14 protein-coding genes, 1 other RNA gene and 3 pseudogenes are annotated in these 20452 nt (G+C 60.5%); 9 read left to right on the forward strand and 9 right to left on the reverse strand.

Annotated features, from left to right (window positions below; translation table 11 throughout):
* The 6 genes and pseudogenes from ACK83U_RS11835 to ACK83U_RS11860 form a co-directional block, all read right to left on the reverse strand.
* A pseudogene (locus ACK83U_RS11835) lies at positions 1–587 on the reverse strand (5-formyltetrahydrofolate cyclo-ligase).
* 105 nt (positions 588–692) lie between these two features.
* Positions 693–1421: an HAD family hydrolase gene (locus ACK83U_RS11840; protein WP_412474597.1), complete on the reverse strand. Its 729-nt coding sequence runs from the start codon at positions 1419–1421 to the stop codon at positions 693–695.
* A gap of 141 nt (positions 1422–1562) precedes the next feature.
* Positions 1563–2960, reverse strand: coding sequence for a virulence factor (locus ACK83U_RS11845; RefSeq protein ID WP_412474598.1), 1398 nt, complete (start codon positions 2958–2960; stop codon positions 1563–1565).
* Positions 2957–5566 carry a bifunctional lysylphosphatidylglycerol flippase/synthetase MprF gene (gene mprF / locus ACK83U_RS11850; protein ID WP_112335072.1) on the reverse strand — a complete coding sequence of 870 codons (2610 nt, stop codon included), beginning with the start codon at positions 5564–5566 and terminating at the stop codon, positions 2957–2959. The genes ACK83U_RS11845 and mprF overlap by 4 nt, the downstream gene beginning before the upstream one ends.
* A 469-nt stretch (positions 5567–6035) precedes the next feature.
* Positions 6036–6358: pseudogene (locus tag ACK83U_RS11855) on the reverse strand (ATPase); the annotation flags it as partial.
* 71 nt (positions 6359–6429) lie between these two features.
* On the reverse strand, positions 6430–7293 hold the full coding sequence (locus ACK83U_RS11860) for a helix-turn-helix domain-containing protein (RefSeq protein ID WP_112609516.1): 864 nt from the start codon (positions 7291–7293) through the stop codon (positions 6430–6432).
* A 101-nt stretch (positions 7294–7394) separates the two neighbouring features.
* On the opposite strand from ACK83U_RS11860, the gene ACK83U_RS11865 reads away from it, so the two are divergent.
* Positions 7395–8213, forward strand: coding sequence for an SDR family NAD(P)-dependent oxidoreductase (locus ACK83U_RS11865; RefSeq protein ID WP_112609627.1), 819 nt, complete (start codon positions 7395–7397; stop codon positions 8211–8213).
* A 45-nt stretch (positions 8214–8258) separates the two neighbouring features.
* The gene (locus ACK83U_RS11870; protein WP_112609518.1) at positions 8259–8975 is read left to right on the forward strand and encodes an SDR family oxidoreductase; all 717 of its coding nucleotides are present in this window, start codon (positions 8259–8261) and stop codon (positions 8973–8975) included.
* 306 nt (positions 8976–9281) lie between these two features.
* On the opposite strand, the gene ssrS is transcribed toward ACK83U_RS11870, so the two are convergent.
* The 3 genes from ssrS to ACK83U_RS11885 form a co-directional block, all read right to left on the reverse strand.
* A non-coding RNA gene (ssrS, locus tag ACK83U_RS11875) (6S RNA) lies at positions 9282–9440 on the reverse strand.
* A gap of 163 nt (positions 9441–9603) precedes the next feature.
* Positions 9604–9981 (reverse strand): cell division protein ZapA, encoded by a 378-nt coding sequence (locus ACK83U_RS11880; RefSeq protein WP_015341017.1) that lies wholly within the window; start codon positions 9979–9981, stop codon positions 9604–9606.
* A gap of 47 nt (positions 9982–10028) precedes the next feature.
* Positions 10029–10304: a DUF4164 domain-containing protein gene (locus tag ACK83U_RS11885; protein WP_015341018.1), complete on the reverse strand. Its 276-nt coding sequence runs from the start codon at positions 10302–10304 to the stop codon at positions 10029–10031.
* Positions 10305–10703: 399 nt separating this feature from the next.
* On the opposite strand from ACK83U_RS11885, the gene tkt reads away from it, so the two are divergent.
* The 7 genes and pseudogenes from tkt to ACK83U_RS11920 all read left to right on the forward strand — a co-directional run bounded on the left by tkt (position 10704) and on the right by ACK83U_RS11920 (position 20431).
* Positions 10704–12686 carry a transketolase gene (tkt, locus tag ACK83U_RS11890; RefSeq protein ID WP_112609520.1) on the forward strand — a complete coding sequence of 661 codons (1983 nt, stop codon included), beginning with the start codon at positions 10704–10706 and terminating at the stop codon, positions 12684–12686.
* 63 nt (positions 12687–12749) lie between these two features.
* Positions 12750–13760, forward strand: coding sequence for a type I glyceraldehyde-3-phosphate dehydrogenase (gap, locus tag ACK83U_RS11895; protein ID WP_112609522.1), 1011 nt, complete (start codon positions 12750–12752; stop codon positions 13758–13760).
* 2 nt (positions 13761–13762) lie between these two features.
* Complete coding sequence (locus tag ACK83U_RS11900) at positions 13763–14347, forward strand: putative glycolipid-binding domain-containing protein (protein WP_112609524.1); 585 nt, start codon at positions 13763–13765, stop codon at positions 14345–14347.
* Positions 14348–14660: 313 nt separating this feature from the next.
* Positions 14661–16511 carry a potassium/proton antiporter gene (locus ACK83U_RS11905; RefSeq protein WP_112399755.1) on the forward strand — a complete coding sequence of 617 codons (1851 nt, stop codon included), beginning with the start codon at positions 14661–14663 and terminating at the stop codon, positions 16509–16511.
* A gap of 118 nt (positions 16512–16629) precedes the next feature.
* A pseudogene (locus ACK83U_RS11910) lies at positions 16630–17888 on the forward strand (phosphoglycerate kinase).
* 225 nt (positions 17889–18113) lie between these two features.
* Entirely contained in the window at positions 18114–19376 is a 1263-nt protein-coding gene (locus ACK83U_RS11915) for a serine hydrolase domain-containing protein (RefSeq protein WP_112609528.1), read from the forward strand.
* Between the two features lie 137 nt (positions 19377–19513).
* The gene (locus tag ACK83U_RS11920; RefSeq protein ID WP_112609530.1) at positions 19514–20431 is read left to right on the forward strand and encodes a PhzF family phenazine biosynthesis protein; all 918 of its coding nucleotides are present in this window, start codon (positions 19514–19516) and stop codon (positions 20429–20431) included.
* Positions 20432–20452 lie beyond the last annotated feature (21 nt).

Here is a 20452-nt window from a genome sequence, read left to right on the forward strand (position 1 = left end):
CTATCCAATCACTTCCGAAACGAAATTGAGTCCGCTCTCGGTCAAAATCGCGTCAAGACGGACATCATGCGGCTCAGCCGGCACTGATGGCACTTCTTGGCAATCGAATGCAATGCCGATCAGCCGCGGATTCAACCCTTTTTGATGCAGGCGTTCGATCGCACGGTCGTAATGACCGGCACCATAGCCTATGCGATGGCCGCTTCTGTCGAAGGCCGAAAGCGGCACGAGCATGATATCCGGGTCCAGCACCGCCGCTTCAGGTCCCGGACCGGAAGTCCCGAATCCAACCGGAACCAATGGCACCCCGGCGACAAGCTCCCGGAAGACGATCGTGCTGCGGTCGAGGATCACAGGCACGCAGAGCCGCGCCCCACGCTCCCGCAGACGCGCCATCAATGGCCTTATATCCACTTCCGAACGGATCGGCAGGAAGCCGGAGACGATATCTCCCGGCTGATATCGATGGCGTCGCCACCATGCACCACCATGGCCAGGCACTTTTCAATACGGTCTTCAGCCGGAATGGCGTCCCGTGCCGCCAGGCGCTCGTTGCGATATCGGGCTTTCAGCTCTTTGGGAGTCATTGGATCTTCGCGAAAGTTCATACTATCGCAAAAACATAATGAGCCGGCAGCCCATTGCAAAGCGCGAAAGCGACATGCCGTGGTCGCAGAAAGGAGTGGGCTGCATCAGCCTTTGCGGATGATCGACAATTTTCCGTTGCCATCCACATGGGCGCGAACATTTTCATAATTCTGCAGCGTCGTATGATTGGTCTCGATCGGATGCGAATGCGTCGCCGTGATGACCACCACATCCCCACCAGCCGCCTCGCCCGCCTTGACACCGGCGAAGACGTCTTCAAACACCAGGCATTCCGACGGGCTGAGGCCGAGGCGCTGCGCCCCGAGGATGTAACCTTGCGGATCGGGCTTACCGACCTTCACCTCTTCGGCGGTGACCATGAAGCGCGGAACCGGGATCCCGGCGGCATCCAGCCGCGCCAGCGCCAGCCGATAGGGCGACGAGGTGACGATCGCCCAGCGCTCCGGCGGTAAAGACGCGAGGAAATCGACGGCGCCCGGCAGCGCGATCACACCCTCGACATCGGCAATCTCGGCCTCGGTGATCTTCAGCGCTTCCGCGACCGGATCCACGCCGGGCAGATTCAACTGACCGATCGTATCAACCCCGCGCTTGCCATGCATGGTCGGCATGAACTTCTCGACATCAAGACCCTGGGCGCGTGCCCAATTGCCCCAGACACGTTCTGCAGCAGCAATCGAATTGATGATCGTGCCGTCCATATCGAACAGGAAGCCGGAATAGGTCTTGGCGAAGGCGGAATTCGATGCAGCGGACAAGGGCGAACCTTTCTGGATAAGACAATAAGCGGCTGCGGCAAACGCAGCGCTCATGATATGCCCTTCCCGACTAACGGCAGCCGTCGAAAGAAGCAAATAAATGCTGCGCCGAACGCGCAGGAAAAGTCGGCAGGAGACCGTGGGGAAACGCGAGAAAGGGCGCGCGACAGCAAGACACGCCGCGCGCCATGACCATTATTCGCCGAGGCGGCTCTTCAGTCCATTGATGATGTGGTTCGCCAGGGCTTCGTAATCGTCATCGAAATGATGGCCGCCATCCATGGCGATGACTTCCGCACCCGTGCCCTTCAGCAGCGGGCAGGCGACATCCTCGTCATCGTCCTTGCCGTAGACGCATTGCACCATCTTTGGATTGATCGATTTGAGGTCGTTGACGGGATCGCCGCCCTTGCCCGCGCTCGAAGCCCCGAGCCAGCCCATGACCGAAATCACATAATCGACCTTCTGCGACAGGGATAGCAGCGACATCTGGACGATTTTGTCCTTTTCGGCCTGAGGCAGGCGATTATAGCTCGCCGGCAGCACATCGGCGCCAAAGGAATAACCGACCAGCACCACATGCTTGACCTTGAAGCGCTTGGTGTAGAAGTCGATGATCCGGCCGAGATCGTTGGCCGTCTGCTGTGGATCCTTCTCGGTCCAGAAATAATGCAGTGTATCGACGCCCACGACCGGGATGCCCTGGTCCTGCAGGTAGCTGCCGACTTCCTTGTCGATGTCGCGCCAGCCACCATCACCCGAATAGACGATTGCGAGCGCGTCCTCCGTCGGCGTCGTCTCCATGATGTCAAGGGGCAATCCAAGCGGCGATTTCGAGCTGTCGATCGTCTTCATCAGATCGGCGAGCGAAGCCTCCAGCGTCGCATAGGTATCGGCATTGTCGGAATCCGTGGTCTGGACTTCGGGGTGGTCCTTCTGAATGTCTGCAACGTGGTCGCGGCCATCCTTCGGCGCATTCGCCGTGAAGGTCACGAGAATAGGATTGGGCAGCGCGCCTTCCTGCAGACCGAAGGACACCATATCGCCGTCAGTCTTCTTCTCGGCCGGCGTGCAGAGTTCCTGCTTCAGGCCGATACCGGCAGTCGGGTCGACCGCCAGCGTACCGGCAACGGTCGCATCCGGGGTCTGGGCCGCGATCGTCAGCGCCATGGCGCCACCGGCGCCGACACCGGCGATAACAGGCAATTGATAGGTGCTGTCGGCAAAGGAGCGCTGCACCTGCTGGCTGAGCGATTCCAGATCCGAGACGATATAGATGCAGCCGTCGTTCTTGCTGACGTCATAATTGTTGAGCGCGGCCAGAAAGGACGGATAGTCGATGCCGATGACGAGCGAGCCATTGGCGACGAGCTTGTCGGCAACAGCCTTCTCCTTGTCGCCCCAGCCGGCGAGATCGGAAATTAGGACAACTTCGTTCGAAACCTTGCCGTGCGGTCGCATGATATGCGGCGCCGGGATCATGCCCAGATCATATTTTGTATCGTCGGCTTCAGCCCGTGCTTGGCCCGACATCAGCAGGCCCGTCGACAGCACGCATGCGAAAGCCAATGACATTGCGTATTTCAAGATCATTTCCTCACGACCCCCTTAAGTCCGCCCCCGATGAGGAATGTGGCATCCATCAACGCGATCATTGGACTAACCCCTCCCGAAACAGCCAGGTAGCGCGGCTGCCATTCGGGATGGAATTTTGATTTGAAGGCACGAAGCCCTTTGAAATTGTAGAAGCGCTCGCCATGCTCGAAGACAGTTCCCCCGACCCTGTCCCAAACCGGCGCCGATTCCCGTCTCGACATGCCCGACAGCGGCGCCATGCCAAGGTTGAAACGCTGAAATCCCTCACCCTTGAGGTATTCGAGGATCTGCACGAACAGAAAATCCATCGAACCCTTCGGGGCATCAGGGGAAAAACGCATCAGGTCGACGGATCCCTCCTCCTTGGTCTCCGTCATCAGAATATTCGCAAAAGCGACGATCTTACCATCCTTTTTCAACACGCCGACCGGCTGCGAGCACACATAATCCGGATCGAACGCGCCGAGCGAGAAACTCTTTTCCTTGGCATTGTGATCGGCAAGCCATGTATCGGAGACATGGGCGAGCTGATCCAGCACATCGGGTATATCTTGAGGTTCGATAACGGCAAATTCTAGTCCATCGCGCACCGCGCGGCTCGCCGTCTGCCTGAGATTGGCCCATTTGCCGCCCTTGAGCTCGAAATTGGCAAGATTGACCACGGCAAGCTCGCCGAGCTTGAATGCCCGCAGGCCTGCATCGGCGCAGTAGGAGAGAAGCGCCGGCGAGATCTGGTAGAAGACCGAGCGGCAACCGGCAGCGCGCGCCGTCTCGACGAAGCGCCAAATCAGATCGGGCAGCGCCTGGCGCGGGCCGACCGGATCGAACAGGGCGATCCATGAGCGACCCTGCTTGCCATACATGATGAAGGCATCGCCTTTTTCCGAGAACATGATGCTCTTGTCGCCCATGCGTACCAGATTGGCGTCGGCAACGCCCTGCTTGCGGACGATTTCCACGGCGCGCGCCACCGCATCGTCGCTGACAGGCTCCGGCCGCTTCGTTGCCGGACGCAACAGGCTGAAGATCGCGATCGCCGAGGACACGATGGAAATGCCGAGCGCTGCGCGAAGCCCGCGCGGCGCCTCATCGGCGAATTCGAACTGCCACCAAAGCTCGTTGCTGTATCCGACATCGCGATAGACGAAGAACAGCACGACGATGGCGCCGATGCAGACGACCGCGATGGCCGTGAGCCAACCGGCCGTCAGCGTCTGGTTAAGCAGCGAGGCCGGTCGCTTGAACAGGCGACGGCTGACGACAAGGCTAAAGACGAAGAAGGCCAGCAGACCGGCTTCGACGATGGCGATGGCCTTCAGCAGCGAGAAGAACAGGGCGAACAGCGCGGAGAAGGTCGAAACCCACCAGGCCCCGTCGAGACGCTGGCTCAAGCCGCGCGCGGCCACGATGATCGCCAGCCCCAGAAGGCTTGAGAGGAAATGGGCGCTTTCGACCAAGGACAGCGGCAGATAGTCCGATAGCACGATCAGGTTATGATCCGGCGTCGGCGTCACGCTCGAAAAGACCAGCATCATGCCAAGCAGCAGCGCAAAAGCCGACAATAGCTGCGGCATCAGGCGTGCGCCGATGCGGCGCATGCTCGAAGCCACCGGATGATCGACGAAACGGCGCAGCTCCGCGACCGAGATCGCGGCAATGGCGATGACGAGCGGAATGACGTTGTAGATGACGCGATAGAGGACCAGAGAGCTCAGAACGGCATCTTCATTCACGGAACTGCCGAGCCAGGCGATGATGATCGTCTCGAATACGCCGAAGCCGGCCGGAACGTGGCTGAGCACGCCAAGCCCGACGGCGATCGCGTAAATCGCGAAGAAGCCCGGCCATCCGATGGAGGTTTCCGGCAACAGCACATAGAGCACGGAGGCCGAGGCTGCGATATCGAATGCAGTGACCAGAAACTGCCGTGACCAGGTGCGCGAATCCGGCAGACGCACGGCAACCGGGCCGATACGCACTTCGCGGCCATTGCGGCCGGCATAGACTACGAAAGCAAGCGCCGCGAGAATGGCGATAGCGATCAGCCGCAGCCACAAGCCATCGACGCTGATCAGCGGACCGATCTCGTCGGCGATGACCAGAAGCGCCATGGCGCCGACAGACGCCAGGCCGAGACCGAAGGCGAGCGTGACGAAGGCGATGATGCGGGTGATGTCGTCAGGCGACAGCCCCAGCCGGGTATAGGCGCGGTAACGGATCGCGCCGGCGCTGAGCGCGCCGAAACCAGCCGTGTTGCCGACCGCATAGGCGCTGAAGGAGGTCAGCGCAACATGCGGAAACGGCAGCCGCTTGCCGATATATTCCAGCGCATTCTGGTCATAGAAGATCAGGGAGGCAAAACTCAGGCCAGTAAACAGCAGCGCCAGCAGCACCGAGGAGATCTTCGTCGTCGTCAGGGCATGGACGACGTCATCATAGCGCACCTCGGTCGTCAGGTCGTAGATCGCATAGGCGGCGATGCAGAAGACGGCGACTGTAAGAACGGCGACAATCAGCGCGCGATAGCGGTTCAACAGACCGACGATGCCGCCACGCTCTTCCAATTCCTCATCGGCATTTTCCAGATCGATTGGGCTCGACATGCTCTACCTGTTTATAGTGATCTTCGCCGGTTCCGACTGTCCGGATATTCAGTAACATCGACGACGCGTCTTCGAGTTGCCGTATACACTTCTTTCGACAAGCCCGTTGTGACGCGCGCTCCATCGTTCTGAATTTAGGCAATTTTGGCGCAGGCCCCGTCCCGCCAGCAATGAATCTCTTATTATTTAAAGGATTTTGTCATTCACCCGGCTTTTGGGCTTATCCACACACAAAAGTGATATTCCCATCCCATCCTGAGCGCCCTCACCGCCAATACCGCCCTTCTTCCGATTGTCCGAAGCCTACTACAACGTGAGATGGATATCCATCGCACGGCATCAACCGCCCTCCCCGGTAGCAGAATCCGGAAACAGATAGGCCCGGCGCCGAAATCGGCACCCGGCCACTGACCGATAGCCAGGAAAGGGATCGAGACGATAGTGACCGGCGATACGGGTTTGCCGGAGCTCAGCGATCCGGCGCCTCCGCCGGCTCGCCGCGCATCTCGCTGAGGAAGAACCCTTCGCGCAGATTGATCCCGTATTCGACGAAGGCTTTCATGCAGCAGAGCATCTGCGTCCAGCCCTCGCAGTTCAGATAGGTGCCGCGACGGCCGGCCTGGTCCTCGCGCCAGCCGCTTCTTCGATGATGACAAGCGTGCCGCCATCCTCGCCGATGCCGCCGTCCCAGTGAAAGACGATGCGCTTGTTGGCCTCCACCTCATTGACCTCGACGGGGGCGTTCTTCCACCAGATGACGGTCGTTCCCGCCACCAGGGGCGCGCTCGCCCCGCTCCATCCTCGGTCAGCTGAAGAACGATCTGGAGAGCTAAAATAGACGGTTGGGTTCGGAGAAAGCCGGATTACGCTGCGCTGGCGCGGCCCAACAGACGTTTCAGCCTGTCGCTCGTCCCGTCCTCTTCGAGCGGTGTATAAACGACCAGCTTCATGTCGGCACGGTCCATGACGGCAAGCGCGGTATATTCGAATGTCATCAAGCCGCCCTCCGGATGGCGCAGACGCTTGTGACCCGTCAGCGGCCGCAGCACATCCTGCCTCGGCCACCAGGCGCGAAATTCGGGGCTCGCCTGCATCAAGGTAGCGATCAGCCGCTCGAAATCAGGATCGCCGGCGTAACGGGCACTGTCGACGCGAAACATCGCCAGCGAATTCGCCGCCACGATCTCCCAATCGACAAGAAGCTGCCGGTGGGAGGGGTCCGTAAACACCCGATGGACGCTGTTGCGCGCATCCCCCTGCAGCAGGGCATAATCACCGAAAACTGCAACAGCCGCGGCATTCCAGGCCAGCACATCCCAGCGGCGGCCGAGAACATAGGCCGGCTGACCGGCAAGGCTTGCAAGCATGCGCACTAGCGCATCCGGCACTTCCTCAGGCCCGCGCGACGGGGTGTCAACAGATGGCCGATCACTCAGTGTAAAGAGATGCCGCCGCTCGACCGGATCGAGCCGCAGCGCGTCGGCCAGCGCCGATAGAACCTCTGCGGAGGGACGAACGTCCCGCCCCTGTTCCAGCCAGGTGTACCAGGTGGTGCCGACACCGGCGAGCAGCGCCACTTCCTCGCGCCTGAGCCCCGGCGTGCGCCGCCGGAACCCTTCCGGAAGCCCGACGCTGCCGGGCGTCAGCTTTTCCCGGCGGGAGCGCAGAAAGGCGCCGAACTCGCGACGTTTGGCTTCGAGGATGATCTGGCTCTGGTTGATGGTCATGACCTATCATAGCAGGATCAATACTAGGATAAAGTCAGAACTGTTTGCCGCGTCTGCAAACTGCCAAATATCATCATGCAGACGACGAGAAGGCGGTTGCTATGAATATGAGCGGCAAGACGGTTCTGATTACAGGCTCGACGGATGGTGTCGGGCGCCGAGTTGCGGAACGACTGGCAGCGGCAGGTGCTAGGCTGATCGTTCACGGCCGTGACAAGACCCGCGCGGAAGAACTGGTCTCCAGCATTCAGGACAAGAGCGGCAAAGCGGCCTATTACCTCGCCGACCTTTCCTCACTGGAAGAGGTCCGCACTCTGGCCGACGCCATCGAGCGCGACTACGATCGCCTCGATGTTCTGATCAACAATGCCGGCATCGGCACCAGTGGCGGCGCCACAGGGCGCCAGGTAAGCCGAGACGGATACGAGCTGCGCTTCGCGGTGAATTATCTTGCCGGCTTCCTGCTGACGCGCCAGCTCCTGCCTCTGTTGAAGGCAAGCACTCCCGCCCGCATCGTCAATGTATCTTCCGTCGGCCAGCAGGCCATCGACTTCTCCGATGTCATGTTGACGCGCGGCTATAGCGGCGTGCGCGCCTATTGCCAGAGCAAGCTGGCGCAGATCATGTTCACCTTCGATCTCGCCGAAGAGCTTGCCAGCTCCGGCGTCACCGCCAACTGCCTGCACCCGGCGACCTATATGGACACGACCATGGTGCGCCAGGCAGGCGTTGCGCCGCTAAGCACGGTCGAGCAAGGGGCCGATGCCATCCTCAATCTGGCCGCCGGCACCGCTCTGGAAGGACACACCGGCCTCTATTACGACGGACTGCGCCCATCGCGCGCCTCTGCCCAAGCCTATGACGCAACTGCGCGCAGCAACCTGCGAACACTCAGCCAAAGCCTTAGCGGCCTGGTCTGAGACCTTATTCCTTGCCCCTCCCCAGCCTCTAGAAAGGAGACATCCATGTCGTCTCAACACGTCGCTATTGTCGGCAGCTCCTCCGGTATCGGTCTTGCGACTGCCGCCTATCTTCTCGAAAAAGGCTATCGCGTCACGATCACTGGCCGCGATAAGGCGAAACTCCAGGCTGCAGTACAAAACCTGAATGGCGATCTTACGCCAATCACCATGGATGCAGCCGACTTCGCCGGTCTTCCCGCCGCCTTTGAAGCAATTGGACCGCTCGATCATCTCGTCCTGGCATTGGGCGGTGGCAATGGCGCCGGACCTTTCGCCACGGTCGATCTCGCCGACGTCAGGAAAGGTTTCGAGCAGAAGACGATGGCGCATTTCGCCTGCGCCCAAGCCTGCCTACCCTATCTGTCGAAACAGGGCAGCATCACCTTCGTCTCCGCCGTATCGGCACAGGCGGCGATGCCCGGAACCGCAGGGCTTGGAGCCATCAATGCCGCCATTGCCGCCTTGGCGCCGATTCTCGCCGTCGAGCTCAAGCCGATCCGAGTGAACTGCGTTTCACCGGGAGTTGTCGACACGCCCTGGTGGGACTTCCTGAGCGCAGATCAGAAAGAGCCGACATTTGCCGGCTTCGCAGCGCGCACACCTGTCGGTCGTGTCGGCCAGCCCAAGGAAATAGCCGAAGCCATCGCCTTCCTGATCGGCAACGGCTTTACCAGCGGCCACACGCTGATTTGTGACGGCGGCATCCGCCTCGGTCAATAATCTCCAGAGCCATCGCCAGCCGGCAGCGGCGATGGCGTCCTCAGCTGTTTTGAACGCCCGCCCGCAAATGCGTGAGGATTTCGACCAGATGGATCGAGCTGAGCCGCTGAAGAACCTTCGAAGCGGGGCGCGGCTGAAGGGCGGTCGCGCGCCTGATGGGCTTGACTGCCCACCAAGATCTGCCGCGGCTGCGCAGCGCAAGCATTCGCACCGAACTTGAACGCGGTGCCTATCTGCGGACGAAAATTGCCAGCGCAGCGATAGAACTGCGCGGCGTTTTCCTTGGCAATCGTCCGGAAAATTGAAGAGCGATCCACGACGACCGATGGATGTTTACGATCCTGGGTGCCTACAAACGTAGGTGGGCACCGTGTGTCCAGGCCCACGGGCCTAGTCAGGGACAGCTCCCTTTGGATCGAGTATGGCCCCAGGGATTGTGGTTCCTGTCGGGAAGCGCAGACCGCCTGAACTATATAGAGCGAATTGTGCCGCTGCACCAGAGGGCCGCATCGGGCATCCGCAGAAATAACTCAAAGCATATCGCGCAAAAGTGAGCAGCGGTTTTGCGCGACATGCGTAAAATCGAATCTAAAGCGAGAGAAGCGAGGCTGAAAGCTCGCGATGCGCTTTAGACCTGCTCGATGCCCGGCCGCTCCAGGAGCTTCTCGGTGATGCCGTGGATGCGTGTCGTCACCTCGTCGATCACACTGGCGAGCGTTTCCTCGGCGCGGGCATTGGCAGCGAGCGTCGTATCCCGATTGCTGGTCAGGGACTCCAGTTCGGCTTCCAGCGCGGAGACCCGTCGCGTCAATTCCGATACCTCGTCCATGATCATGATCCCGGCCATGACAGTCAGCCTGAGATCGCCGATTTCACCGAACTGGCTCTTCAAATGCAGGACATAGCGGTCGAAGCGATTGGCAAGATCCGTCAGATGGTCTTCCTGCCCCTCTTCGCAGGCCATCCGGTAGGCTTTGCCGTCGATCGTTACCGTTACTTGCGCCATTCGACTTTCCGATCACTGCCGCTCCGGCACGGCTGCCTCCCGAGGGATCAGCGGTCCAGCACGGCTCTTATGGTTTCCATCGCCGTAACCAGCCGGCGCGACACTTCACGATTGACTTCTTCGAGCCGGTTCGCCCGGAACTCGGCCTGATCCAATTCCTGGGCAAGGCGCGACCGGTCGGCGTGAACCCTGCGGACCTCGCCTTCTATATCGCTCTGCGCCCGTTCCCGCTCGAACCGTCCGTCGACGGCACTCTCCAAAGTCGAAAGCGCCTGGCGCAACTGGGCGAGCGCCGCGTCCACCGTTTTGCCTGAAGGTGTCATACCCTTCGCTTCTCCGCGCAAGGCCCGAATCAAAACATCCGGCCACTTGTCTGATTTCGCAACAATATTCAACTCGGCAACAGCACGTCAATAAAGGCTGTCATGTGGCAAGGCCCCTATTCTGTGGATGAATGCCGCCTTTGCCGTCTGCACAGGCCTTGTCGCATGATTGTCGTCTTTTGTAAAAGTGAACGGGCAAATGTTAAAAAATTGCCGCAAGGGAGCCGGATTGAGCCCTCGATTTGTTGACTTGCTCGCCCTAACTGCTATGTCTCGACCGCCTGAGGCGACGTTGGAAATGGCGTTCGGAAGAGCGCCTCACTTCACCCGCCTTTAACCGATGGCCTCCCTCCCAAGCGTGCGGCCATCCCCCGAACCCGGAACACTGCGGAAAAACCCATGAACTCTCGCGAACAACACGACCGGATGGCAAATGCGATCCGTTTCCTTGCCATGGATGCTGTCGAGAAGGCCAATTCCGGTCACCCCGGTTTGCCGATGGGGATGGCTGATGTCGCCACCGTTCTCTTTAGCAAATATCTGCGCTTCGACCCGAAGAACCCGCTTTGGCCGGATCGTGACCGTTTCGTTCTGTCGGCTGGCCACGGCTCGATGCTGCTTTATTCGGTTCTCTACCTCACCGGCTATCCGGACATGACGGTCGATGAGCTCACACGCTTCCGCCAGCTCGGCTCCAAGACCGCCGGCCATCCGGAATATGGTCACGCCACCGGCATCGAAACTACCACCGGCCCGCTCGGCCAGGGCATTGCCAACGCTGTCGGCATGGCGATCGCCGAGCGCAAGCTGCGCGAAGAGTTCGGCGCCGAGCTTCAGGATCACTACACCTACGCCATGTGCGGCGATGGCTGCCTGATGGAAGGTATCAGCCATGAAGCGATCGCGCTGGCCGGCCACCTCAAGCTCAACAAGCTGATCCTGTTCTGGGACAACAACTCCATCACCATCGACGGCGCCGTCTCGCTTTCGGACTCAACCGACCAGATCATGCGCTTTAAGGCCGTTCACTGGAATACGATCGAAGTCGACGGCCACGACCAGGCCGCCATCAGCGCCGCCATCGAAGCCGCTCACAAGTCCGACCGCCCGACGCTGATCGCCTGCAAGACGATCATCGGCTTCGGCGCTCCGAACAAGCAGGGCACCCACAAGGTCCACGGCTCGCCGCTCGGCGCCGAGGAAATCGCCGCGACCCGCGTTGCGCTCAACTGGCCTTATGAGCCCTTCGTCATTCCGAACGACATCCTCGGCGAATGGCGCGCTGCCGGCGAACGTTCCGTTGGCACCCGCGAAGCCTGGGAAGGCCGCCTCGCTGCCGCCGACCCGGCCAAGAAGGCAGAGTTCACCCGCCGCTTCGATCATAAGCTGCCTGCCGGCTTCGACGCCGCCATCAGCGACTACAAGAAGAAGCTCGCGGAAACCAAGCCGACACTCGCAACCCGCAAGGCATCGGAAGATGCGCTGGAAATCATCAATGGCTTCATTCCGGAAACGCTCGGCGGCTCCGCCGACCTGACGCCGTCGAACAATACCAAGACCAGCCAGATGAAGTCGATCACCCCGACCGATTTCTCCGGCCGCTACATGCACTGGGGCATCCGCGAACACGGCATGGCTGCTGCCATGAACGGCATCGCGCTCCACGGCGGTCTCATCCCCTATAGCGGCGGCTTCCTGATCTTCTCGGATTATTGCCGTCCGCCGCTGCGCCTCGCCGCTCTGATGGGCATCCGCGCCATCCACGTCCTGACGCATGATTCCATCGGCGTCGGCGAAGACGGCCCGACCCACCAGCCGGTCGAGCAGGTCGCCAGCCTGCGCGCTATCCCGAACTTCCAGCTCTTCCGCCCGGCGGACGCAACGGAAACGGCCGAATGCTGGCAGATCGCCATCAAGACGACCAACCGTCCGTCCGGCCTTGCTCTGACCCGTCAGAACCTGCTGGCCGCCCGTACCGAGTACAGCGAAAAGAACCTCTGCGAACTCGGCGCCTACACGCTGGCCGGCAATGCCGATGCCAAGGTGACGATCTTCGCTTCGGGCTCCGAAGTTGAACTCGCCGTTGCTGCCCGCGCGGTCCTGGAAGGCAAGGGCGTTTCCACGCGCGTCGTTTCCGTTCCCTGCACCGAACTCTTCTTCGAGCAGCCGGACGCCTACCGCAAGGAAGTCATCGGCAATTCGCCGGTCAAGGTTGCCGTCGAAGCCGGCGTTCGCGAAGGCTGGGATGCCTTCATCGGGCCGGAAGGCGCCTTTATCGGCATGAAGAGCTTTGGCGCTTCGGCTCCGTACAAGGACGTCTACAAGCACTTCGGCATCACCACCGAGGCTGTTGTCGCCGCCGCTGAGGCAAAGCTTTCCTGAGGGCGCTGACAAGCGCTCTCAAATCCAATAGATAAACACCCTGAATGAAAGGGAGTGACATTCATGACTGTAAAAGTAGCCATCAACGGCTTTGGCCGCATCGGCCGTAACGTCCTGCGTGCAATCGTCGAATCCGGCCGTACCGACATCGAAGTCGTTGCCATCAACGACCTCGGCCCGGTCGAGACCAATGCTCACCTGCTGCGTTACGATTCCATCCACGGCAGGTTCCCCGCCGAAGTGAAGGTCGAAGGCGACTCGATCATCGTGGGCGGCGGCAAGCCGATCAAGGTCACGGCGATCAAGGACCCGGCAACCCTGCCGCACCGCGATCTCGGCGTCGACATCGCCATGGAATGCACGGGCATCTTCACCGCTCGTGACAAGGCTGCCGCTCACCTGACGGCCGGTGCCAAGCGCGTCATCGTTTCGGCTCCTGCCGACGGTGCCGACCTGACAGTCGTTTTCGGCGTCAACCATGACCAGCTCACCAAGGAGCACCTGGTCATCTCCAACGCATCCTGCACCACGAACTGCCTGGTGCCGGTGGTCAAGGTTCTCGACGACGCCGTCGGCATCGACCATGGCTTCATGACGACGATCCACTCCTACACCGGTGACCAGCCGACGCTCGACACCATGCACAAGGACCTGTACCGCGCCCGCGCCGCAGCCCTGTCCATGATCCCGACCTCGACGGGCGCCGCAAAGGCTGTCGGTCTCGTTCTGCCGCACCTCAAGGGCAAGCTAGACGGCACGTCGATCCGCGTTCCCACGCCGAACGTCTCGGTCGTCGACTTCAAGTTCGTGGCCAAGAAGGCAACGACGGTCGGCGAAATCAACGAAGCCATCAAGGCTGCATCGAACGGCAAGCTGAAGGGCATCCTCGGCTACACCGACGAGCCGCTGGTTTCCCGCGACTTCAACCATGACAGCCACTCGTCGATCTTCGCGACCGACCAGACCAAGGTCATGGAAGGCAACTTCGTGCGCGTCCTGTCCTGGTACGACAACGAGTGGGGCTTCTCGAGCCGCATGTCCGACACGGCCGTTGCCTTCGCAAAGCTGATCTGATCATGACCTTCCGCCCGCTCCTTCCGACGACAGTCCGCTGGCGTCCCATGGAAGGAGACGGGCTGGAGCACCTCACGATCGCTCCTATCGACAATGCCGGCGCTGCGGTTATCCGCGCCGCCGGCATTATTATTGGTGGCCGCGGCGGCACGCCCTATGGCGTCTCTTATCGTATCGATTGCTCCGCCGGCTGGGCCGTTCTTTCCTTCTCGGTCGAAACCACCGACGGACGCCGTCTCGCGCTGGTCTCTGACGGCAAGGGACGTTGGCGTACCGAGGATGGCGTGGCCCTGCCGCAGTTCGACGGCTGCATCGATATCGATCTCCACGGCTCGCCCTTCACCAACAGCCTGCCGATCCGCCGGCTGGAGATGACGCCGCAAGACGGAGCCGCCAAGCTCTCCATGCTCTATATCCCGTTCGACACCTTCGAGCCGGTGCGCGACGGACAACATTACACCTGCATCGCGCCGGGGAAACTTTATCGCTATGCCGCCGAAGACAGGGATTTCACCGTCGATCTTCCGGTCGACGAAGATGGGCTGGTAATCGATTATCCGATCTATTTCAGGCGCGTCGCCGTCTGAGCGCCTGCTAATGTGCGCTCGTGCATCCTCTTAAAAACATTTCGATTTTTCATCCCCTGCCCTGCTATGGTCCAGATTTACCAGTAAATTTTGAATCAGGACGTCTTCCAGGCTATTTCACGCCGCTTTGCCGTTCTGGCAAGGCGCATCACACCGTGACGATGCAGTCGTCGGAAAGAGTTTCATTGTCTGAACTCTGCTCCGAACGATTTCCGTGTTTGCCAATTTGCCAGGCGCGGCGGCATGATGGACACTGGGGGTTTCCGGCATTCGGGGCTTTAGCCCCAGCAGCGGCGCACGGAAAGGGGAAAAGGTGGAGGCATTTTACATTATCGTGCTGATCAGCACGGTTCTCATACTCATTGCAGCCTTCTCCAGCCTCCTCGCCTTCCGTTTCGGCGCGCCTTTGCTGCTGCTCTTCCTGATGATCGGCCTTGCCGCCGGCACGGACGGCCTCGGCATCGAATTCTCCAACAATTATCTCGCCTATATCCTCGGCTCCCTGGCGCTTGCCATCATTCTTTTCGACTCCGGCTACGGCACGCCGATCCAGGCCTTCAAGCTCGCCGCAGCGCCGGCGCTGACCATCGCCTCCGTTGGCGTCATCGTAACCGCCGCATTGTTCGGCCTTGCCGCCACCTGGCTGCTCGGCTTCACCTGGCTTCAGGGGCTGCTGCTCGGCTCCATCGTCGCCTCGACGGATGCGGCGGCAGTCTTCTTCCTGCTGCGCATCGGCGGCATCAATATTCGCGACAAGGTGCGCTCGACGCTGGAAGTCGAATCCGGCACCAACGATCCGATGGCGATCTTCCTGACGCTTGCCTTGGTCGAGCTCCTGGCAAGCGGCGAAGGCTATGCCGGCATCAACCTCGCCATGCTCGCGACATTTGTCCAGCAGATGGGGCTGGGCGTCATTCTTGGCCTGCTCGGCGGCATGATGATCGTCCTCATCGTGAGCCGGCTGGAGACGGATCGCGGGCTGACGCCCATCTTCGTGCTGGCGCTGGCGCTCCTCGTCTTCTCGTTTACCGGTGCCGTCGGCGGCAGCGGCTTCCTGGCCGTCTATGTCGCAGGCATCTATGCCGGCAATCGCAAGCTGCCAGCCTCCGCCTCGATCAAGCGTTTCCAGGATGGCATGACCTGGCTGGCTCAGATCATCATGTTCCTCGTGCTCGGCCTGCTCGCCACCCCATCGGAATTTCCGGCAATCGCCATCCCGGCCGTGGCGCTGGCGCTGTTCCTGATCTTCGTTGCCCGGCCGATCGCCGTGTGGCTCTGTGTGCTGCCCTTCGACTATACGCAGCGGGAAACCGGCTTCGTCGCCTGGGTCGGTCTGCGCGGCGCCGTCTCCATTCTTCTGGCGATCATGCCGATCCTCGGCGGCCTGCAGGCGGGCCAGACCTATTTTAACGTTGCCTTCATCGTCGTGCTGGTGTCGCTGCTCGTACAGGGCTGGACCATCAAACCCATGGCGCGCCGGCTTGGCCTCATCGTTCCCCCACGCATGGGTGCGATCGACAAGGTCGAAGTCGACCTGCCGGGCACGGTCAACCACGAACTCCTCTCCTATCGCGTCGTGAAGGACAGCCCGGTCCTGCGCGGCGAACGCATTCCGCGTTGGGCGACACCGTCGCTCATCGTTCGCGACGGCAAGTCCATGCGCTATCAATATGCCGGCCGCCTGCGCGAAAACGATATCGTCTATCTTTTCGTCTCGCCCAATTATTCGCGCCTTCTCGACCGCATCTTCGCCAGCCGCGCGCCGGTCGATCCCGAGGATGCCGAATTCTTCGGTGCCTTCTCGATATCGCCGCTGCGCCCCGCCGCCGATCTCGACGCTGCCTATGGACCAGGATTGCTGAGCGAACAGGAGAAGGGGCTGACCATAGCGGAGCTCATGCGCCATCGCCTCGGTGGCAAGGCCGACTATGCGGATCGCGTACGCCTCGGCGAGATTATCCTCATCGTCCGCGATCTCGACGAGAACGATCATATCCAATCCGTCGGCATGTCGCTCGAGGCGGTGGAACCGCCCGTCATCATGCCGATCTTCATCAATCTCCATGATATTTTGAAGAGCATCCGGGCTTATCTGCAGAAGCGCCGCGAGCGCGTGAATGAAGCTACTTCCGACGAATCGACACCGGGTAAAAACGACGCCTGAATGCCTTGAGCAATTCCCGGAAAAATGCATGACGGCTTTCCGTCCGGAATTGCCGAAAACCAGGAAAATAGAACCGTTCGGCGATCCCATGAAACGCCGAACGGTTCTTGCGTCTCCGATCATCCGTAGTATGGTCGGCGCGCTTTTCGCCACCAACAATATCGGATCCTTCCCATGGCAGCCTTCAAAACTCTCGACGATCTCACCGACATCTCCGGCAAGCGCGTTCTCGTGCGCGTTGACCTCAACGTGCCGGTCAAGGATGGCAAGGTCACCGATGCGACCCGCATCGAGCGTGTCGCCCCGACGATTCTCGAACTGTCCGAAAAGGGCGCCAAGGTCATTCTGCTTGCCCACTTCGGCCGCCCGAAGGATGGCCCCTCCCCGGACCTTTCGCTCGGTCTTATCGTCCCGACGGTCGAAGAAGTTCTGGATCATGCCGTTCTCTTTGCCTCCGACTGCATCGGCACCCCAGCTGCCGACGCTGTTGCCAAGATGAACAATGGCGACATCCTGCTGCTGGAAAACACCCGCTTCCACAAGGAAGAGGAAAAGAACGACGCGGCCTTCACCAAGGCGCTCGCCGTCAATGGCGATATCTACGTCAACGACGCTTTCTCGGCCGCGCACCGCGCCCATTCCTCGACCGAGGGCCTCGCCCACCTGCTGCCGGCCTATGCAGGCCGCACGATGCAGGCAGAGCTTGAAGCCCTGGAAAAGGGCCTTGGCAATCCGGTCCGCCCGGTCGTCGCCATCGTCGGCGGCGCCAAGGTTTCCACCAAGATTGACCTTCTGATGAACCTGGTGAAGAAGGTCGATGCGCTTGTCATCGGCGGCGGCATGGCCAACACCTTCCTCGCTGCGCGCGGCACCAATGTCGGCAAATCGCTCTGCGAACACGATCTCGCCGATACCGCGAAGCAGATCATGATCGAAGCCGCAACGGCCGGCTGCGCGATCGTGCTGCCGGAAGACGGCGTCATCGCTCGCGAATTCAAGGCCGGCGCAGAAAACGAAGTCGTCGCGATCGAAGCGATCCCCGCCGATGCCATGGTACTCGATGTCGGCCCGAAATCGGTCGAAGCGATCAACAACTGGATCGGCCGCGCCACCACGCTCGTCTGGAACGGCCCGCTCGGCGCCTTCGAAATCACGCCTTTCGATGCAGCAACGGTCGCGGCAGCCAAATATGCCGCCGAATGCACCAAGACCGGCAAGCTGACCTCGGTCGCCGGCGGCGGCGACACGGTTTCGGCGCTGAACCACGCCGGCGTTGCCGATGACTTCACCTATGTCTCGACGGCGGGCGGCGCATTCCTCGAATGGATGGAAGGCAAGGTCCTTCCCGGCGTCGCTGTTCTGCAGGCCGGCAAGTAAATCAGCCGACACTTCGAATGAATGAAGAGCCCCGGTCGTGATGCGGCCGGGGCTTTTTGCTTTATGGCAATAACGTCCGACGTTCAGAACAGGGCAAGTTACATATGCCACAATGACAAGATCAGCTTTGCTGTGATATCGGAAAGCAAACCGTGTCAAACGGATGTTACAAAAGCGCGGCACTAGGTCCGATTATAATGAAGGGCCGAATAGAGGGGTTGCCATATGCTGGCCTGGCGCAGTTTTATCGCCGTTCTTGCCGCAGTCCTGGTCGCTCAAACAGATATTGCTCAAGCCCAACAGGTGCGCGCAGCTGTTCCTGTGTTTTCTCCGACCGGACCGGATGCGGAAGCTTACGGTGAGAAACTCGGCTATCCCGTCGGTCTGCCGCTCAGCGAACAACGCAACATGATCGGCAACTTCACCCACGCCGATCAGCTTGCGCCAACGCACACGATCGCCCCCGCCGAGCATCCGTTACAGCTGTTACGCGCCCCATCCGAGATTTCGGTGAAGTTCACATTCGGCGCTGAGACCGCCTCCCTGTCGAAATATCTCGATACCAATCCCACCACGGGATTGCTGATTACTCGCAACGACACGATCCTGTTCGAACATTATCAATACGGCCGCACCGATCACGACCACTTCGTCTCGCAATCCCTGGCAAAGACATTGACCGGCATGATGATCGGAATTGCGATTTCCGAAGGTGCCATCCGTTCGATCGACGATACGGTTGAGACCTATGTGCCGGAGCTGAAAGGTACGGAGATGGGCGTTACGCCGATCCGCGCATTGCTGCACATGGCCTCCGGCATTGCCTTTACCGAAAACTTCGGCAACCCCGACGACAACGTTCACCTCAGCAATTCCCTGCTTGGCCCCGAAAAGCTTGATCCCATCACAGCCATATCCCGCTTCAACAAGCGGGTGGCGCCTCCCGATACGGTCTGGCACTACAGCAATCTCGATACCGAAGGATTGAGCCTCGTCCTGACCCACGCCACCCATATGAGCATGGCGGACTATCTTCAGACCCGGATATGGCAGCCGATGGGCGCCGAAGCCAGCGCGAACTGGCAGGTCGACAAAACAGGTCAGGAAGTCGGCTACTGCTGCTTCAGCGCGACGCTTCGCGACTATGCCCGCTTCGGCATGCTGCTCGCCCATGACGGAGCCTTGAACGGGCGGCAGATCATCCCGCGTCAATGGCTATTGGATGCGACGGAACCGGTAAAGCAGGGCTCGTTCCTCGCTGTCAATCACGAAACGAACCCCTGGGGCTACGGCTATCAGACCTGGCTGATGCCCGGTCCGCGCCGAACGTTCTTTCTGGACGGACGAGCCGGCCAGCGCATTCTCGTCGATCCGGCAACACATCTGGTCCTGGTGCACACTGCGGTCCGTGCCAAGCCCGGCGATGCAGGCAGTGCGGAGCTTGTCGAGCTCTGGTCCAGCGTGCTCAAGCAGTTTCAGAATAATTGACGCGATCGTCATTGCATGACGCGACTTTCCGGCTAATGCACTGCTGGTGAAGTTGTCACCGGCACAAGTTCCCGCTTCCAGCATCCGCCGAGCAACGGCTAAATCCTCGCAGATCTGCAAAAGCTCTGGGGGCCTCCATGAACACCATCGCCTATGTCACCGTCGATGTCTTCACGTCCGAACGCTTTGTCGGCAATCCACTGGCGGTCATCCCCGATGCGCGTGGCCTCAGCAGCGACGCCATGCAGAAGGTAGCGGCCGAGTTCGGTTATTCGGAAACGACCTTCGTGCTGCCGCCCGAAAACCCAGAGCATACAGCCCGCGTCCGCATCTTCACGCCGACATCAGAAATTCCCTTTGCTGGCCACCCGAATGTCGGCACCGCCTTGGTTCTCGGCCAGCAGCCGGCGATCTTCGGAAGGCCTACGGGCGACACGCTGATTTTCGAAGAGGATGCCGGCCTTGTGGAAGTGACGTTGTTGCGCAACGACGGCGTGGTCTCGGGCGCAAGCATTCGCGCGCCGGGCCGACTTTCGGTCGGCGAGACGATTGCCGACGAACTCATTGCACGCTGCGTACAGATCGACCCGCAATCGATCCGCCATACGACCCATACTCCGACCTTCGCATCCGTCGGCCTGCCTTTCGCCTTTGCCGAGCTGGACAGCCTGGAAACGCTTGGCAAAGCATGGCCGAATGCCGCCGTTTTTGCCGAAGCAGCTGTGCGGCACAAAGAGGACAAGACCGGTTTCTCGCTCTTTCTCTACGTACGCTCCGCCAAAAATCCATGGGCTATCCGCGCCCGCATGTTTGCGCCGCTCGACAATGTCACGGAAGACCCGGCGACCGGCAGCGCCTCCGCCGCAATTGGCGCCTATCTGACGTCCCTGCTGCCTGCACAGGATGCAGAGGTAAAAATCACCATTGAACAGGGCGTGGAAATGGGAAGACGCAGCGTCATCGGCGTCGACGTCAAAAAATCTGCCGGTACGGTAAATGAAGTCTTGCTGTCCGGCAGCAGCGTCTTCGTCATGCGCGGAGAGATCCGGGTATAGGAAGGGACGCGTGCCGGAGCT

Origin of the sequence: Rhizobium sp. WW22 (assembly GCF_047041135.1) — a bacterium.
GTDB lineage: Bacteria > Pseudomonadota > Alphaproteobacteria > Rhizobiales > Rhizobiaceae > Rhizobium.

Coding starts and splice junctions, on each gene's coding strand:
- ACK83U_RS11840 (WP_412474597.1), bottom strand. CDS start 1,421: ATGAGCGCTGCGTTTGCCGCAGCCGCTTATTGTCTTATCCAGAAAGGT.
- ACK83U_RS11845 (WP_412474598.1), bottom strand. CDS start 2,960: ATGATCTTGAAATACGCAATGTCATTGGCTTTCGCATGCGTGCTGTCG.
- mprF (WP_112335072.1), bottom strand. CDS start 5,566: ATGTCGAGCCCAATCGATCTGGAAAATGCCGATGAGGAATTGGAAGAG.
- ACK83U_RS11860 (WP_112609516.1), bottom strand. CDS start 7,293: ATGACCATCAACCAGAGCCAGATCATCCTCGAAGCCAAACGTCGCGAG.
- ACK83U_RS11865 (WP_112609627.1), top strand. CDS start 7,395: ATGAATATGAGCGGCAAGACGGTTCTGATTACAGGCTCGACGGATGGT.
- ACK83U_RS11870 (WP_112609518.1), top strand. CDS start 8,259: ATGTCGTCTCAACACGTCGCTATTGTCGGCAGCTCCTCCGGTATCGGT.
- ACK83U_RS11880 (WP_015341017.1), bottom strand. CDS start 9,981: ATGGCGCAAGTAACGGTAACGATCGACGGCAAAGCCTACCGGATGGCC.
- ACK83U_RS11885 (WP_015341018.1), bottom strand. CDS start 10,304: ATGACACCTTCAGGCAAAACGGTGGACGCGGCGCTCGCCCAGTTGCGC.
- tkt (WP_112609520.1), top strand. CDS start 10,704: ATGAACTCTCGCGAACAACACGACCGGATGGCAAATGCGATCCGTTTC.
- gap (WP_112609522.1), top strand. CDS start 12,750: ATGACTGTAAAAGTAGCCATCAACGGCTTTGGCCGCATCGGCCGTAAC.
- ACK83U_RS11900 (WP_112609524.1), top strand. CDS start 13,763: ATGACCTTCCGCCCGCTCCTTCCGACGACAGTCCGCTGGCGTCCCATG.
- ACK83U_RS11915 (WP_112609528.1), top strand. CDS start 18,114: ATGCTGGCCTGGCGCAGTTTTATCGCCGTTCTTGCCGCAGTCCTGGTC.
- ACK83U_RS11920 (WP_112609530.1), top strand. CDS start 19,514: ATGAACACCATCGCCTATGTCACCGTCGATGTCTTCACGTCCGAACGC.